18 protein-coding genes are annotated in these 15454 nt (G+C 63.5%); 4 read left to right on the top strand and 14 right to left on the bottom strand.

Annotation, left to right across the window (positions count from 1 at the left end; genetic code table 11):
• Positions 1–287: 287 nt before the first annotated feature.
• Entirely contained in the window at positions 288–1550 is a 1263-nt protein-coding gene (locus AC16JP_RS05310) for a sulfotransferase family protein (RefSeq protein ID WP_484339564.1), read from the bottom strand.
• A gap of 87 nt (positions 1551–1637) precedes the next feature.
• On the opposite strand from AC16JP_RS05310, the gene AC16JP_RS05305 reads away from it, so the two are divergent.
• Positions 1638–1943 (top strand): hypothetical protein, encoded by a 306-nt coding sequence (locus AC16JP_RS05305; protein WP_484339563.1) that lies wholly within the window; start codon positions 1638–1640, stop codon positions 1941–1943.
• 5 nt (positions 1944–1948) lie between these two features.
• Positions 1949–2251 carry a hypothetical protein gene (locus AC16JP_RS05300; RefSeq protein ID WP_484339562.1) on the top strand — a complete coding sequence of 101 codons (303 nt, stop codon included), beginning with the start codon at positions 1949–1951 and terminating at the stop codon, positions 2249–2251.
• A gap of 22 nt (positions 2252–2273) precedes the next feature.
• Here the strand turns inward: AC16JP_RS05300 and AC16JP_RS05295 are convergent, their stop codons facing one another.
• From AC16JP_RS05295 to petA, 11 genes are all read right to left on the bottom strand, one after another.
• Complete coding sequence (locus AC16JP_RS05295) at positions 2274–2426, bottom strand: hypothetical protein (protein WP_484339561.1); 153 nt, start codon at positions 2424–2426, stop codon at positions 2274–2276.
• A 143-nt stretch (positions 2427–2569) separates the two neighbouring features.
• The gene (locus AC16JP_RS05290; RefSeq protein WP_484339560.1) at positions 2570–4066 is read right to left on the bottom strand and encodes a flavin-containing monooxygenase; all 1497 of its coding nucleotides are present in this window, start codon (positions 4064–4066) and stop codon (positions 2570–2572) included.
• Between the two features lie 232 nt (positions 4067–4298).
• Positions 4299–5063 (bottom strand): PEPxxWA-CTERM sorting domain-containing protein, encoded by a 765-nt coding sequence (locus tag AC16JP_RS05285; RefSeq protein ID WP_484339559.1) that lies wholly within the window; start codon positions 5061–5063, stop codon positions 4299–4301.
• 149 nt (positions 5064–5212) lie between these two features.
• Entirely contained in the window at positions 5213–6634 is a 1422-nt protein-coding gene (locus tag AC16JP_RS05280; RefSeq protein WP_484339558.1) for an NAD(P)(+) transhydrogenase (Re/Si-specific) subunit beta, read from the bottom strand.
• Positions 6635–6643: 9 nt separating this feature from the next.
• Positions 6644–6931, bottom strand: a complete 288-nt coding sequence (locus AC16JP_RS05275) for an NAD(P) transhydrogenase subunit alpha part 2 (RefSeq protein ID WP_484339557.1) — start codon at positions 6929–6931, stop codon at positions 6644–6646.
• An 11-nt stretch (positions 6932–6942) separates the two neighbouring features.
• Positions 6943–8064 carry a Re/Si-specific NAD(P)(+) transhydrogenase subunit alpha gene (locus AC16JP_RS05270; RefSeq protein WP_484339556.1) on the bottom strand — a complete coding sequence of 374 codons (1122 nt, stop codon included), beginning with the start codon at positions 8062–8064 and terminating at the stop codon, positions 6943–6945.
• Positions 8065–8100: 36 nt separating this feature from the next.
• Complete coding sequence (locus AC16JP_RS05265) at positions 8101–8244, bottom strand: aa3-type cytochrome c oxidase subunit IV (protein WP_484339555.1); 144 nt, start codon at positions 8242–8244, stop codon at positions 8101–8103.
• A gap of 101 nt (positions 8245–8345) precedes the next feature.
• The gene (locus AC16JP_RS05260; protein ID WP_484339554.1) at positions 8346–9689 is read right to left on the bottom strand and encodes an ABC1 kinase family protein; all 1344 of its coding nucleotides are present in this window, start codon (positions 9687–9689) and stop codon (positions 8346–8348) included.
• 176 nt (positions 9690–9865) lie between these two features.
• Positions 9866–10681, bottom strand: a complete 816-nt coding sequence (locus AC16JP_RS05255) for a cytochrome c1 (protein WP_484339553.1) — start codon at positions 10679–10681, stop codon at positions 9866–9868.
• Between the two features lie 12 nt (positions 10682–10693).
• Entirely contained in the window at positions 10694–11983 is a 1290-nt protein-coding gene (locus AC16JP_RS05250; protein WP_484339552.1) for a cytochrome b, read from the bottom strand.
• Positions 11984–11987: 4 nt separating this feature from the next.
• On the bottom strand, positions 11988–12557 hold the full coding sequence (petA, locus tag AC16JP_RS05245) for a ubiquinol-cytochrome c reductase iron-sulfur subunit (RefSeq protein WP_484339551.1): 570 nt from the start codon (positions 12555–12557) through the stop codon (positions 11988–11990).
• Between the two features lie 101 nt (positions 12558–12658).
• Between petA and AC16JP_RS05240 the strand changes: the two genes are divergently transcribed.
• Positions 12659–13249, top strand: a complete 591-nt coding sequence (locus AC16JP_RS05240; protein ID WP_484339550.1) for an LOG family protein — start codon at positions 12659–12661, stop codon at positions 13247–13249.
• A 39-nt stretch (positions 13250–13288) separates the two neighbouring features.
• Positions 13289–14506 (top strand): NADP-dependent isocitrate dehydrogenase, encoded by a 1218-nt coding sequence (locus AC16JP_RS05235; RefSeq protein ID WP_484339549.1) that lies wholly within the window; start codon positions 13289–13291, stop codon positions 14504–14506.
• Between the two features lie 74 nt (positions 14507–14580).
• On the opposite strand, the gene AC16JP_RS05230 is transcribed toward AC16JP_RS05235, so the two are convergent.
• Positions 14581–15258: a rhomboid family intramembrane serine protease gene (locus AC16JP_RS05230; protein ID WP_484339548.1), complete on the bottom strand. Its 678-nt coding sequence runs from the start codon at positions 15256–15258 to the stop codon at positions 14581–14583.
• 11 nt (positions 15259–15269) lie between these two features.
• A partial coding sequence (locus AC16JP_RS05225; protein ID WP_484339547.1) for a GreA/GreB family elongation factor occupies positions 15270–15454 on the bottom strand: 185 nt, incomplete at its 5' end.

Raw genomic sequence — 15454 nt, 5'->3', positions numbered from 1 at the left:
TGGCCGACGAGGTGCCGTTGCCGGTATAGGTGACACCGCCACCAGTGGTTACGGCATCGAACCATGTTGCCTTGATGTTGGTGAAATCGACGACAGCGGCAGACGCCGGCGTCGCAAATGCCGCAGCAGCCGCTACGGCCAGTGATGCAATACGCATGACCAATTCCCTGTTTTTGGCCGTGCCCACCACGACCACACTCATTATTGATCAAATGCGGGATATGTTGAATTGCAAAACAACATTAACGCACAAAATTCATGGTTAATCGCATCAATTGCACACATGCTTACTGGTAATCATCGGCCAATCTTTTGGCGATTTCATCACGACGAATTCCGAATAATTCCAGTTGATAATCATGTCTTCCGAATCTCCGCGCCCGATCGGCCCGGTCCAGATATTGACGCATCCGTCGAAATGCTTCCGGCGTCACTTCCTGATCTAGAAATACCTCCACCTTGCGCATCGCCCCCTCCCAGTCCGCCTCTACCTCGTCATAACCGAGGTCGAGTTGCCGGTCGGTCGCGATCTGGGTGCGCGCGCTGGCAACGCGCCGCATGCGCACCTCGGTTTTTTGCAACCACTCGCGGCCGATCCAGTGCGGATCTACGTGATCGGAATGGATCACCATCTGGTTCCAGACCAGACTTGCCGACGACGCGACCACCGCCACCGGGTCCCGGTGCAGAAAAATCAGCCTGGACTTCGGAAACACGCGCGTCACCGCCTCGATGTCCTGCATGTGCTGCGGCGTCTTCAGGACATAGGGTTTGGCCGGATCCGCACCTTCCAGCCATGTGCGCAGTTTCAGCAGCCGGCGCAGCCTCGCATAGGCGGGCGTCTGGTCCTCACTCTCGCAATGGCGCGCGAACGTCGGGACATGGCGCTGCACCTCGATCATGGCCGGCGAAAGCGACTGTTCCAGCAGGCCCAGCTCCTCGTCATGCTCCTGTGCGCCGGTCGGGTGGATGTCCAGCACGGCCGGATTGATCGATGCAATCAGCCGCAACATCCACGACGCCTGGCCGATGCGCGGATCGCGCCGCCCCCGCTGGCGGGCGGCCAGCACCCGTGGCGACGGCACCGGGCACTGCGCTTCGAACAGGCGCAGCGCGTTGTGCGCCGGGTGGGCCGCCAGCAGCCGCTGCACTCTGGTAGAGCCTGAACGCATGGGGCCGACGATGAACAGCGGCGGCGCCAGTTCGATGCGGTCGATCTCGGGGTGGGCGGCCATCACCGCCTCGAACCAGAGGCGCTCTTTCATCAGCTTCAGAATTGTGCCGTGCGCTACCAGCCGCCCGAAGTCGTTCAGGCGCGCTTCCTCGCGCAGGGCGGGCAGCAGAACCGCCAGTTGGCGGTCGAAGAACGCGCGGCCATCGCGGTCGACCGACAGCCCGGTTGCAGTTTCCGCCATATGCCGCAGCCGCTCGGGACAGAGGTCGGCAGGCGGCAGCAGGCCTGCGCGCCACGCTTGCGCCAGCGCCCCCATCATCAGCTTCAGATGCAGCGGGCGGAAGTGATCGGCAGATGGCAGGCGGTCGTTGCTCATGGCTCGCCCAGTTGATAAGTATATGGTGTTATTTTTGAAAGCGAGAGGTTCACTGTGCCCAGAATTGCGTTGATCATAGCGTTGGGGGTGCTCAGCAGCGGCTGCGTCGCCGCCATCAAGCAGAGTGAGGTCGATTCAGCGCTGCGCGGTGCCGGCTTCACCGTCGACGACGCGCGCTGCGCTTCGCTGCGGGCGGCACGGCGGCTGTCGGTCAGCGAACTGCGCTCGCTCCAGCGCGTCACCACTCGCGTGAACCAGCCGGTCCGCGAAATGAAGGTCGGCGAGCTTTACGACGCCGTGATGGATAATGTCGATCCTGCAACAATCGGCACGATCGCCCGCATCGGCGCCGAATGCGCCCAGCAGCGCCAGCAGCGCGCCGCACGCCAATGAGGGTTGTGCCCGCGATCGCCCTGCTGCTGGCCGTGGCAGGGTGCGCCGCCAGCAAAGAGGCGCAGGTCCGCTCGGCGCTGACAAACGCCGGCCTGCCGCCCACCTACGCTACGTGCATGGCGCAACCCCTCGCCCGCGACCTGAGTGTGGGGCAGTTGAAATCGCTGCAACGCGTTGCCAAACTGGCGCAGACGGCCCCCGCCCGCATGACCGAGCGGCAGGTGATGGACCTTCTGAAGCGCGATCTCGATCCGCAGACGGTTGGCGTCGTGGTGCGGGCGGGCGTCGGGTGCTTCCTGCGCGGCTAGGCGTTCACCGGCGCGCCATCCCTCAGGGTTGCAGGTAGCGCCGGAAGCGCGGCGTCATCGAAACCCGCTGCCGCCGTTTCGCGCGCTCGTGGCGGATCTCCAGAACTGCGAACAGGATCATCAACACGCCTGCAAGTGCGAGCGCAAGCAGTGCTGGCGGCAGTTCCAATGACACGTTCAAGCCCCTGTCGAAAATTGCATTCGTGCAATAAACAGCAAGGATCGTGCCAACTGCCCGCCAGACTGCACCGGCAGGCCGGGCGTGGCAAAGCTGTAAAACCAGCCGACGCCCAGCCCGCCCGTTAAGCCTGCCGCATCTTAACCATAGCGAAACTCGGCGGAATCCAGATCGATCGCCGGGATTTCCTCGCGCTCGGCCCAATAGTCCTGATTGTGCATCCACTCGGGCTTGTCGCCACGGCTGGGCATCAGGTGCATGCTCCGCGTCATGTAGCCGGGATTGAAATTCTCGGGATCAAGCCACGGCAGCAGCGCCATGTCCGCATCCTCGGGGCGCAGCGCCACCTCGACACGGCTGACGCCTTTCCGCTTCATGTGGTTCAGCAACCGCGTCACGAAATCACCCAGCAGATCGACCCGCAGCGTCCAGCTAGCGCGGAAATAGCCCATCACCCAGACAAGGTTCGGAATGCCGGTGAACATCATGCCGCGATAGGTAACGGCATCGCCGAATTTCACCGGCTTGCCGTTCACTGAAAAATCGATGTCGCCATCGATGCACAGATTGAAGCCGGTTGCGGTGATGACAACGTCGGCTTCCAGTTCCTTGCCGGATTTCAGCCGGATACCTGTTGTCGTGAAGCGGTCGATCTCGTCGGTTTCGACGCTGGCGACGCCTGCCGAAATCCCCCGGAACAAGTCGCCGTCGGGGATGAAGGCAAGGCGCTGCTGCCACGGCCGATAGGCAGGCGTGAAGTGTTTGGCGATGTCAAAGCCCGGCGGCAGGAAGGCGCGGGCCGCTTCCAGCAGTTCGGCCTTCACGGCATCCGGTTCGGCAAGGCAGCGTTTGGTCAGTTCCTCCTGATCGAACAGCACCTTGCGGCGGACGATCTCGTGGATCCACGCCTCGTCGACCTTCAGCGTGCGCAGCGTATCGGCCAGTTCATTCTCGTTCGGCGCAGGCCAGAAATAGGTCGGCGATCGCTGCAACAGCGTGACATGTGCGCATTTCCCGGCGATCGCCGGAACCAGCGTCGCCGCCGTCGCCCCCGAACCGATCACGATCACCCGCTTGTCGGCCAGATTGGCGTCGTCCGGCCAGGTTTGCGGGTGGATGATTCGGCCCTTGTAGTCGGCCATGCCGGGCCAGTCAGGCGTGTAGCCTTCCTCGTGCCGGTAATAGCCCTGACACATCCACAGGAAGGTTGCGGTAACGGTGAACGGCTTGCCGTTGGCCGTGCCGCTCACCGTCCAGCGGCGGTCGGCGTCGGACCAGCTCGCCTTCTCGATGCGGTGGCCATAACGGATATGGCGGCCAAGGTGGTTTTCCTCGATCACCTCTTGCATGTAGTTCAGGATCTTCGCCGCACTGGCGATTGGTTCGTCGATCCACGGCTTGAAGCGATAGCCGAACGTATAAAGATCCGAATCCGACCGGATGCCGGGATATTTATGGGTGATCCAGGTTCCGCCAAAGCTTTCCTGCGCATCCAGCACGACGAAGCTTTGGCCGGGCGCCTGATGCTGCATGTGCCATGCCGATCCGATGCCGGAAATTCCGGCGCCCGCAATCAGTACGTCGAAATGCTCGGTCGCCGTTGCGGCGGTCGGCCGCTCTTCGGTCAAGGTCGTCATCTGGCCACTCTCCCCGTGAACGCGCCGAGTCTCGGGCGAACGGCCAGTTCTACCTTGATTCGGATCAACAGCAGTGGCTGCCCTTATTGCGAGGAAAAGCAGCGCGCCATTGTTGCACGAAGGCAGACGGCATGGGCCCAGGGCCGTGCCGGCGGCAGGCCGCATGAATTCGCGTCGATCGGGGGCGGTACAACGCCCCCGATCTCTTACACGCTGGAACCCCCGTAGCCGGTCAGCCGAACGAAATCGCCGGTTTCGTCTTGCCCGGATCCGCCTTGCGACGCCGCATGGCCGTGCCGACCGCGCCGAAGCCGGCGATCATCATCGCCCAGGTGGCAGGTTCGGGCACGGTGCCGCCCGGATCGGGATTCACGATGGATTTGGTACCAAGATAGACATCATCAAGCGCAAAGTCGTTTCCCTGATAGGCAGATTGCGCGTTGAGAAGGAACAATTGCACGCTCGTGGCCGTCCCGGTGTTGAAGCTTGTCGACATGCCTTCCCAAACACCCAGCGGCAGCGAGTTGGACAGGGTGGCCAGTGCCTGCGCAGGTCCGCCGTCCAGCGAGTACATGAACGTCAGAACAGGCGGTGCGGCCGGATAGAGTGAGGCCACGAACGCCTCGAAGAAATAATTCTCTCCGGCGGTCACCGCAATCACACCCGACTTCCAGACATTCTTCGTGGTGTCGTGGCTGCCATTGGCGATGAACATGTTGCCCGACCCGCTGGTATGATCGCCGATCGCGGCAAAAGAGCCGTGCCACGACGACGGGGATTGATCGACCGTATAGACACCCTCAGCCAGGCCGCTGCCAGGCGAATATGTATAGTCCGATGTGAACCCGGTATTGCCGGCCTCGAAATCTCCGTTGGTGACGAGATTGGCCGCCGACGCTTGCGATGCGAAGGCGAGCGCAAGCGTCGAAATTACCATTTTCCGTTTCATGTGAACACATCCTCCCGTTGCGAACGTCGTGCTGACGCCGCTGAACACCAGGAGACCAGTTGAATCACCTGGCATTTGATAAGCGGGATGCGTCCGGAAAAAGGGTCAGAAAAAATTCCGGCTACAACGGGAAGTCTCTCTTGACCAGAAGTGTCGGGCACAGCGCCCGCATCTTCTGGCCGAGAGTGAATCCTGCCCTAGTGCGCGACTGCCTTCACGATCTCGTCGGTCATCTTCTTGGCGTCGCCCAGCAGCATCATCGTGTTGTCCATGTAAAACACGTCGTTGTCGACGCCGGCATAGCCAACCCCGCCCATCGAGCGTTTCACGAACAATACGGTCTTCGCCTTCCAAACCTCCAGCACCGGCATGCCATAGATCGGGCTGGACTTGTCGGTTTGCGCGGCCGGATTGGTGACATCGTTGGCGCCGATCACGAAGGCGACATCTGCCTGCGCGAACTCGCTGTTGATGTCTTCCAGCTCGAACACCTCGTCGTAAGGCACGTTGGCTTCGGCCAGCAGCACGTTCATGTGCCCCGGCATGCGGCCTGCAACCGGGTGGATCGCGTATTTCACTTCCACGCCTTCGGCCTTCAGCATGTCGCCCATTTCGCGCAGCGTATGCTGGGCCTGCGACACCGCCATGCCATAGCCCGGCACGATGATGATCTTTTCCGCATTCTTCATGATGAATGCCGCATCGTCGGCCGAGCCGCGCTTCCACGGGCGATCCGTCTGCGCAGCGCCGCCTCCGGCCGAAGCCTCGGCGCCGAAGCCGCCTGCGATCACCGAGATGAAGCTGCGGTTCATCGCCCGGCACATGATATAGGACAGGATCGCGCCCGATGAACCGACCAGCGCGCCGGTCACGATCATCGCGGTGTTCTGCAGTGTGAAGCCCATCGCTGCCGCCGCCCAGCCGGAATAGCTGTTCAGCATCGAGACGACGACCGGCATATCGGCCCCGCCAATCGGGATGATCAGCAGGAAGCCGATCGCGAACGACAGCGCGATGATGATCCAGAACAGATTGGCCTGCGCCGGATCGGTGGTGGCGAACAGGCCGACCAGCACCAGAATGGCGGCAAGCGTTCCCAGATTGATCAGATGACGCGCCGGCAGCAGGATCGGCGCTCCCGACATGTTGCCGTTCAGTTTCAGGAAGGCGATGACCGATCCCGAAAAGGTGATCGCGCCGATCGCCGCCCCAAGCGACATTTCAATACGCGACGCGGCAAAGATCTGGCCGGCATCGTTCAGCAGATTGAACGCACCCGGATTCAGAAAGGCGGCCGCCGCAACCAGCACCGCCGCCATGCCGACGAGCGAGTGGAACGCCGCCACAAGCTGCGGCATCGCTGTCATGGCGATGCGCTGCGCCACCACATAGCCGATGGCGCCGCCGATCGCGATGGCGATGCCGATTTCCGCCATGTTCGCCAGGCTGTGCGTGACCAGCGTGGTGACAACGGCGATCAGCATCCCGGCCATGCCGAAGCGGTTGCCGGCGCGGCTCGATTCGGGGCTGGAAAGCCCGCGCAGCGACAGGATGAAGAATACCCCGGCTACAAGATAGGCGAGCATCGCCCAGGCCGGCGTTGAGGAGACATGTTCCATGGCGCTGGCTTAGCCCTTCTTCTCTTTTTTCTTGTACATCGCCAGCATCCGTTCCGTCACGGCAAAGCCGCCGAAGATGTTGACGCTTGCAAGCACGACCGCCAGCAGCCCGAGCCATTTGGCCATATCGGAACCATCGGCTGCCGACGCGATCAGCGCGCCGACGATGATGACCGACGAAATCGCGTTGGTGACGGCCATCAGCGGTGTGTGCAGCGCGGGCGTGACCGACCAGACCACATAATAGCCGACGAAACAGGCCAGCACGAAAATCGACAGGATCGAAATGAAGTCCATGGCTGCCCCCCTCAGGCCGAAAGCGCCGGATGCACGATCGCACCACCCCTGGTGACGCGGATCGCGGCCACGATTTCATCGTCGTCCGGCAAGAGCATGGCCCTGGCGTCCTTGTCGAAGAAGGTGGTCACGAACGTCAGCAGGTTGCGGGAAAACAGCGCGGACGCGTCTGCTGCAAGCCTGCTTGGATAGTTGGAAAATCCAAGGATGGTTACGCCGTTGTCGGTGACGACGCGCTGATCCGCGACCGATCCCTCGACATTGCCGCCCTGGCTGACCGACATATCGACGATGACCGACCCCGGCTTCATCGTGGCCACCTGTGCCGCCGTCACCAGCTTCGGCGCCGGCCGCCCCGGAATAAGCGCCGTGGTGATGACGATATCCTGCTTGGCGATGGTTTCGGAAACCAGCGCCGCCTGCTTTTCCTTGTAGGCGGCCGACATTTCCTTGGCATAGCCGCCAGCGGTTTCGGCGGCTTTCGCCTCGTCGTCCTCGACGAAGACCGGCTTGCCGCCAAGCGACTGGATCTGTTCCTTCGTCGCCAGCCGGACATCGGTTGCCGAAACCACCGCACCCAGACGCCGCGCGGTTGCGATCGCCTGCAATCCGGCCACACCCACACCCATCACGAAGGCGCGCGCAGCGGAAATCGTGCCGGCCGCCGTCATCATCATCGGGAATGCGCGGCCATAGGCCTCGGCTGCGTCGATGACAGCCTTGTAGCCCGCCAGGTTGGCCTGGCTCGAGAGAATATCCATCGACTGCGCGCGGGTGATGCGCGGCATGAACTCCATCGCCAGCGCCTCGACCCCGGCTGCGGCATAGCTTTGCAGCCGGTCTTTCGATTGAAAGGGATTGAGGCTTGCCGCCAGCATCGCGCCCGATGGCAGGCCGGCAGCGTCCGGGCCTTGCACGGCCAGCACCAGCGCCGCGCCCGACAGCACCTCGGGGCGCGTGCCCACGGCGGCGCCTGCCTGCGCAAATGCCGCGTCGGGAATGTTGGCGCCGGCACCGGCGCCCGCCTCGACCGCGACTTCAGCACCAAGCGCCAGATATTTCTTCACCGTTTCCGGCGTTGCAGCGACACGCTGTTCGCCGGCCGCTGTTTCGGCCAGCACGGCAATTCTCATCAGGATCCCCCGCTCAGTTCCTCTGGTGGCGTATCGTCAGGAATAGTGGAACGCCAGCAGCCCGATCACCACGGCCGCGCCAAGCACGGCGCCATATTTGAAGATCGACAGAAAGCCCGAATAGGTTGCGCGCTTTTCGCCGGGAGCGTTTTCCCAGGCAGTGTGTTCCGTTCCGGCCATGCCATCCCCTTTCCATCCAGTTGATCCGCCTTAACCGCACCCGATACGGCTTGGCAATTCCTTGGCCGCCAGATCGCGCAACAACGCAAGATTCCGGCAGTTCAAAGCCCCGCCGCCGCAAGGGCGTTCCGCTGCCGCCCGGCCACTTCATCGACGCTGAACCCGTCCATCAGGCCCGCGAACAGCCGATGCCAGTTCAATTCCGCACCAAGCTGGATGAACACGCCGCCAAGGCCGATCGCCGCCCGGTCCATGAACACGAACTCGGCGGGTATGCGCACGGTTCCCAGCCGCTTCAGTTCATGATGCACATGCCGCGCGGTTTCCCGGCCATATTCGCCGGGCCTGCCGTCCATGTCGATCGGGCGCACCCTGTCGTCGAGCAGCGGCCCATAAAGGAAGCGCGCCCAGACCATCAGCACATCGCGGATCTCGGTCGTCAGGCCACGAAAGCCCCACAGTTCAAAGGCGTGGGCGGCCTGATCCGGCCGGTCCTCGTCGATCGCACGATAAAGCTGGTTCACCCCTTCGATGAAGTGCGGCGGAAAAATCCGCACACAGCCAAGGTCCAGCAGGTTGACCGTGGCCGAGGCCCCGTCGGCCTGCGCCACGGTATAGTTCCCGAGGTGCGGGTCGCCGTGAATGACGCCGTTGCGATAAAAGGGCCGATACCACGCCAGGAACAGCGCCTGCGCGATCTGGTTGCGCACTTCGGGCGCGCTTTCCTTCCAGTCGAGAAGGCGGCTTCCTTCCAGCCATTCCATCGTCAACAGGCGCGGCGTCGACAGTTCGGGAAATGGCCTCGGCACCCTTACATGCGCGTCGCCCGCCAGCAGCGTGCGAAACAGCAGCAGGTGCTTCAGTTCGCGCGCGTAATCCAGCTCCTCGCGAAGGCGGTCGGCAAGCTCGGTGCGGATTTCGGCCGTGTCGATCGCGCCGTCGATCCGGCGGAACAGCGCCAGCATCAGATCGAGCTGTCCGAGATCGGCTTCGACGGCCGACGCCATGTCCGGATACTGGAGCTTGACGGCAACGGCTTCCCCGGTGCCGAGCGTCGCGCGATGCACCTGCCCCAGGGATGCGGCTGCCACGGCTTCGGGGCTGAAATCGACGAAGCGTTCCCGCCAGCCAGCCCCAAGTTCGCCCGCCATGCGCCGCCGCACGAAGCCCTGCCCCATCGGCGGCGCGTTCGCCTGCAATTCCGCAAGTTCGCGCGCGAATTCCGGCGGGACAGCGTCGGGCAGATTGCCAAGCATCTGCGCAAGCTTCATCAGCGGGCCCTTCAGTTCGCCCAGCACCCGCTTCAGCTCTGCGGCGTTGCGTGGATCATCGAGCGAACGTCCACCAGCGCGCGCGACGGCGGCGCCAGCCGCGAACCCGCCAAGGTTCGCCCCCACTTTTGCGATCCGCGCGATGCGCCCGGATAAGGTCGACTGCTCTGCCATGCGCTCCGTCCTGCGGATTTCCAGACCCGAAGGCCCGCCGCCGGGTGAATCCATCCGGCGGGACTGCTCTAGGCCGCGCGCGCCCGCGCCGCCAGTGCGCCAATCCGCCCCGGTCCGCAGCACACACAAAAAGGGCGGGGATCGCCCCCGCCCCTGATGCTTGTTGCAGGCAGTTTCTAGTGCTCGATGCCCGCCCAGACCCGACGATAGGACATCCACGCCAGAATCGACAGGATGCCGAGGAAGATCAGCGTCGCCACGCCTACCCGGCGGCGCTGTTCCAGTTCCGGTTCCGCCGCCCAGCTCAGGAAGGCGGTGACGTCCTTCGCCATCTGGTCGATGCTGGCCTTGGTGCCATCGGCATAGGTCAGTTGCTCGTCATGAAGCGGCTGCACCATGGCGATGTTCACCGACGCGAAGTAGGGATTGAAATACAGCCCGTCCGGCACGTCGAAGCCCTTGGGCGGCTCTTTGCCGTAGCCCGTCAGCAGCGAATACAGATAGTTCGCGCCATCGTGGCGGGCCTTGATGATCAGGCTGAGATCGGGCGGCAGCGCGTTGTTGTTCGCCGAGCGCGCCGCGACTTCATTGGGGAACGGCGCCGGGAAGTGATCCGACGGCAGCGCCGGCCGGGTCGATGCCTCGCCGGTGCGTGGATCGATCGAGGGCACTTCCCTGGCCTTGGCCAGCGCCTTCACCTCGGCTTCCGAGAAGCCAATCGCCCGCAGGTTGCGGAATGCCACCAGATTGAGGCTGTGGCAGGCGGCGCAGACCTCTGAGTAGACCTGATAGCCGCGCTGAAGCTGCGCGCGATCGAACGTGCCGAACACGCCAAGCCCGAGCGGCCCGTCCTGCTGCCACTGGGCTTCACGCGGGTGCTGATGAATCTTGGCGACGGGATCCGGTGACGATGCCTCGCGCGGCATGAGAGCCGCGACCAGCAGCGCGACCACGAAAACAAGGCCGGCGAAGAATCCAAAGAAACGAACCATGTGAAGGACCCCTTATTCAGCCGGAACAGCGTTCGCGCCATCCCCGGTCGCGGCCTTCCCCAGCACGCTTTCGGCAATGCTGTTCGGCAGCGGCAGCGGCTTCTCGAAGAACGAGAGCAGCGGCAGGATGATCAGGAAATGGGCGAAGTAATAGGCGGCCGCGATCTGGCTCATGCGGACGAACGGTTCTTCGGCAGGAAGCCCGCCCAGCCAGCCGAGGATCAGCACGTCGACCACCAGCACCCAGAACCAGACCTTGTACATCGGCCGATAGCTGGTGGACTTCACGCGGCTGCTGTCGAGCCAAGGCAGGAAGAACAGCAGCAGGATCGATGCGAACATCGCCACCACGCCCCAGAGCTTTGCCGGAACCCACAGGAAGTTCACGGTAAAGGCGCGCAGGATCGCGTAGAACGGCCAGTAATACCATTCAGGCACGATGTGCGCCGGCGTCGAGAGCGGGTTCGCCGGGATGTAATTGTCCGGGTGGCCAAGCGCATTCGGCAGGAAGAACACGAACAGCGCGAACAGCATCAGATAGATGCAGATGCCGAAGAAGTCCTTGGCGGTGAAATAGGGGTGGAACGGCAGCGTGTCCTGCGGACCCTGCACGTCGACCCCCGTCGGGTTGGTGGAGCCGGGGATGTGCAGTGCCCAGATCTTCAGGATCACCACACCCACAATCACGAACGGCAGCAGATAGTGCAGCGAGAAGAAGCGGGTGATCGTCGCGTTGTCGGGCGCGAAACCGCCGACGAGCCACGTGCGGATGGCTTCGCCGACGACCGGTATCGCCGAAAACAGCGAGGTGATCACCTGCGCGCCCCAGAAGCTCATCTGGCCCCAGGGAAGCACATAGCCCATGAACCCCGTCGCCATCATCAGCAGGAAGATGACCACGCCCAGCATCCAGACGATCTCTCGTGGGGCCTTGTAGCTGCCGTAATAGAGACCACGGAAGATGTGGACATAGACGACCACGAAGAAAAAGCTGGCCCCGTTCGCGTGCATGTAGCGCAGCAGCCAGCCGGAGTTGACGTTGCGCATGATGTGCTCGACCGACAGGAATGCCGTCGTCGTGTGCGCGGAATAGTGCATCGCCAGCACGATGCCGGTCAGCAACTGCACCACCAGCGCAACACCGGCGAGAATGCCGAAGTTGTACCAGTAGTTGATGTTGCGCGGCACCGGATACCCGGCGCCGACCGCGTTATAGACGAGGCGCGGCAGCGGCAGGCGCTGGTCGACCCACTGCATCAGCGGATGCTTGGGTTCGTAGTGATTGGCCCAGGGGAAGCTCATGGGTTCATCCAATCTCGACGAGGGTTGGCGTCTTGAAGACGTAGGGCGGAACCAGCAGGTTCAGCGGCGCAGGCCCCTTGCGGATGCGGGCGGCGGTATCATAGTGCGAGCCGTGACAGGGGCAGAAATAGCCGCCGTAATCGCCACGGTTTTCGCCTTCGGCCGCACCCAGCGGAATGCAGCCGAGGTGTGTGCAGACACCGACGTTGATCAGCCAGTTCTTGTGGCCGGCCAGCGTCCGCTGTTCCAGCGTCTGCGGGTCGCGCAGCGCCGACAGCGGAACCGCATCGGCTTCCTGCTGTTCCTTGCCGGTCAGGTTGCGAATGAAGATCGGCTTCGACTGCCAGACCGCCTTGATCGCCTGCCCCGGCTGGATCGACGAAATGTCGACCTCGACCGAGGCGAGCGCCAGAACATCGGCCGACGGGTTCATCTGGTTGATGAACGGCCATGCGGTCACCGCAGCGCCGACCCCCGCAAAGGCGCCGGTTGCGACATAGATGAAGTCACGACGGCGCACACCGTCGTCTCCATGCCCCACCTCGGAAGGGTGGGCTTCTGTTGTCGATCCCATTTGCTGTCCCTGATATGAATTTCTCTAGGCCTTTAGCCTTCGCAGGGCTTGGACTGCAATGCCCAATGTTGGAGGGTGATAGCCGTGCTAGTGCGGCGTGCATGAAAAGCCATCCGCACGATTCGCCCGCACCGCTGGATAATGCCGATCCCGTGCGCCGCCTGCTCGTCTTTTGCGGCGCGCGTGCGGGCCGCGATCACCACCACGCCGAACTCGCCGCCGCAGTCGGCAGGCTTGTTGCCGAACGGGGGGTCTGCCTCGTCTATGGCGGCGGCTCGCTCGGGCTGATGGGCGAAGTCGGCCGGGCAGCGATCCACGCTGGCGGCGAAGTGGAAGGCATCATCCCGCATTTCCTGCGGCAGCTCGAAGTCGCCGAGCCGGAATGCACCAACATGATCGTGACACAGACCCTGCATGCCCGGAAGGAACTGATGTTCGCCCGCGCCGATGCAGTGCTGGCGCTGCCGGGCGGGCTTGGCACCCTCGACGAGCTGGTCGAGGTGCTGAGCTGGCGCAACCTGCGGCTGCACGCAAAGCCCGTGTGGCTGCTGGGCAGCGGCGATTTCTGGGCGCCGTTCATGGCGCTGCTCGGCCATCTGGAGGCCGAGGGCTTCCTTTCGCAGGGTGCCTGCGGCTTCGTCAGGCAGATTGACGGTATCGATGCGCTTGCCGCGCTCCTTCCGCGCCCCTAAGGACGCAGGCGACACGCAACAGGACAAACCCGAGGTAGCATGAGCAAGATCAAGGTGAAGGGACCAGTCGTCGAGCTTGACGGCGACGAGATGACCCGAATCATCTGGGCATGGATCCGCGACAAGCTGATCCTTCCCTATCTCGACGTGGACCTGCGCTACTACGATCTCGGCATCGAGGAGCGGGACCGCACCGACGACCGGGTGACGGTGGAAGCCGCCAACGCCATCAAGGAACATGGCGTCGGCGTGAAGTGTGCAACGATCACCCCTGACGAAGCCCGGGTCGAGGAATTCGGCCTGAAGCGCATGTGGAAAAGCCCGAACGGCACCATCCGCAACATTCTCGGCGGCGTCGTCTTCCGCGAGCCGATCGTCATCTCGAACGTGCCGCGTCTGGTGCCCGGCTGGACCGACCCGATCGTCGTCGGCCGCCACGCGTTCGGCGACCAATATCGCGCGACAGACTTTCTGGTGCCCGGCGCCGGCCGGCTGACCATGAAATGGGTGAGCGAGGACGGCAGCAAGGAACTCGAACACGAGGTGTTCTCGTTCCCGTCGTCGGGCGTGGCGATGGGCATGTACAACCTCGACGATTCGATCCGCGACTTCGCCCGCGCCTGCATGAATTATGGCCTGTCGCGGCAGTGGCCGGTCTATCTGTCGACCAAGAACACCATCCTGAAGGCCTATGACGGCCGCTTCAAGGATCTGTTCCAGGACATCTACGACCGCGAGTTCAAGGCCCGGTTCCAGAAGGCCGACATCGTTTACGAACACCGCCTGATCGACGATCTCGTCGCCTCGGCCCTGAAGTGGAGCGGCAAGTTCATCTGGGCCTGCAAGAATTATGACGGCGACGTGCAGTCCGACATGGTGGCGCAGGGCTTCGGATCGCTGGGCCTGATGACGTCGGTGCTGATGACGCCGGACGGCAACACCGTCGAAGCGGAAGCGGCGCACGGCACCGTGACCCGCCACTACCGCCAGCACCAGAAGGGCCAGCAGACCAGCACCAACCCGATCGCTTCGATCTTCGCCTGGACGGGCGGCCTGAAGCATCGCGGCAAGCTGGACGACACACCTGAAGTGATCCGCTTTGCCGAAACGCTGGAACGCGTCTGCGTCGAGACGGTCGAGGAAGGCAAGATGACCAAGGATCTGGCGCTGCTGATCGGGCCGGACCAGGCCTGGCTGACGACCGAGATGTTCTTCCAGGCGATCGTCGACAACCTCGACAAGGCGATGGGCAAGTAAGAACGGCCGCGACCGGCCGACGAAAAGCCCCGCCCCCCGGCACAGGGGGGCGGGGCTTTTTCGTTCGGCTGTTTTCAGTCGCGAAAGCTACCGGGGCGGAAATGCCGGATGTGCGGCAAGCCGAACAGCAGCCCCACAAGGAAGCCGCCGATGTGGCTCCAGATGGCGATGCCGCCGCTGCCCGGCAGATTGAAGGCAACCGCCGTCAGCAACTGCAACCCGACCCAGAGCGACGCATAGCGCAGCGCGCGAACGGTTTCCGCCGATACCGCGATACCCAGAAAACGGGCCGGATGTTCGCCAGATTGCGCAAACAGCAGCGCATAGGTAGCAAAAACCGCCGAAATCGCGCCCGACGCACCGACGACCGGCACCAGCGACGCAGGCGACATCATCACCTGCAACAGCCCGCCGGCGACGCCGCCCGCCAGAAACAGCAGCAGCAGCCGCCACGACCCAAGCGCCCACTCGACCTGTCGGCCGACCCAGGCCAGGAACACCATGTTCATCGCCAGATGCGCCAGCCCGCCATGCAGGAACATGTGGGTAATCAGCGTCAGCGACGGCGGCACCGGCCCGTCGAGACCGATCACGTCGCCGGTGATGCGCGCCGGGATCAGGCCCCCCGCCTGCAACAGCCAGCGACCGAACGCCGGTCCCAGCAGCAGCACCAGCAACTGGATCGCCACGCAAGCGATCAGGATCACCCGCGTCACCCAGGCCGCCGGAGGCGAAAGGGATCGCTCGGCCACCCGGCCGGGCCTCAGCGGAACTCGACCAGGTCGATGAGGTAGCTGCGGTCGCCCGACGGCGTGACCACTTCGACTTCCTCGCCCCTGAGGCGGCCGATCAGCGCCCGCCCGACGGGGGAATTATAGCTGATGCGGCCGCGCTTTGCGTCCGCCTCCAGTTCGCCGACGATCTGATAGGTGATCGGCTTGTCGTCTT

The organism is Sandaracinobacteroides sp., assembly GCF_057137845.1.
Note: the sequence above shows the minus strand (reverse complement) of the source record. Positions and strands in the feature narration are given on the sequence as shown.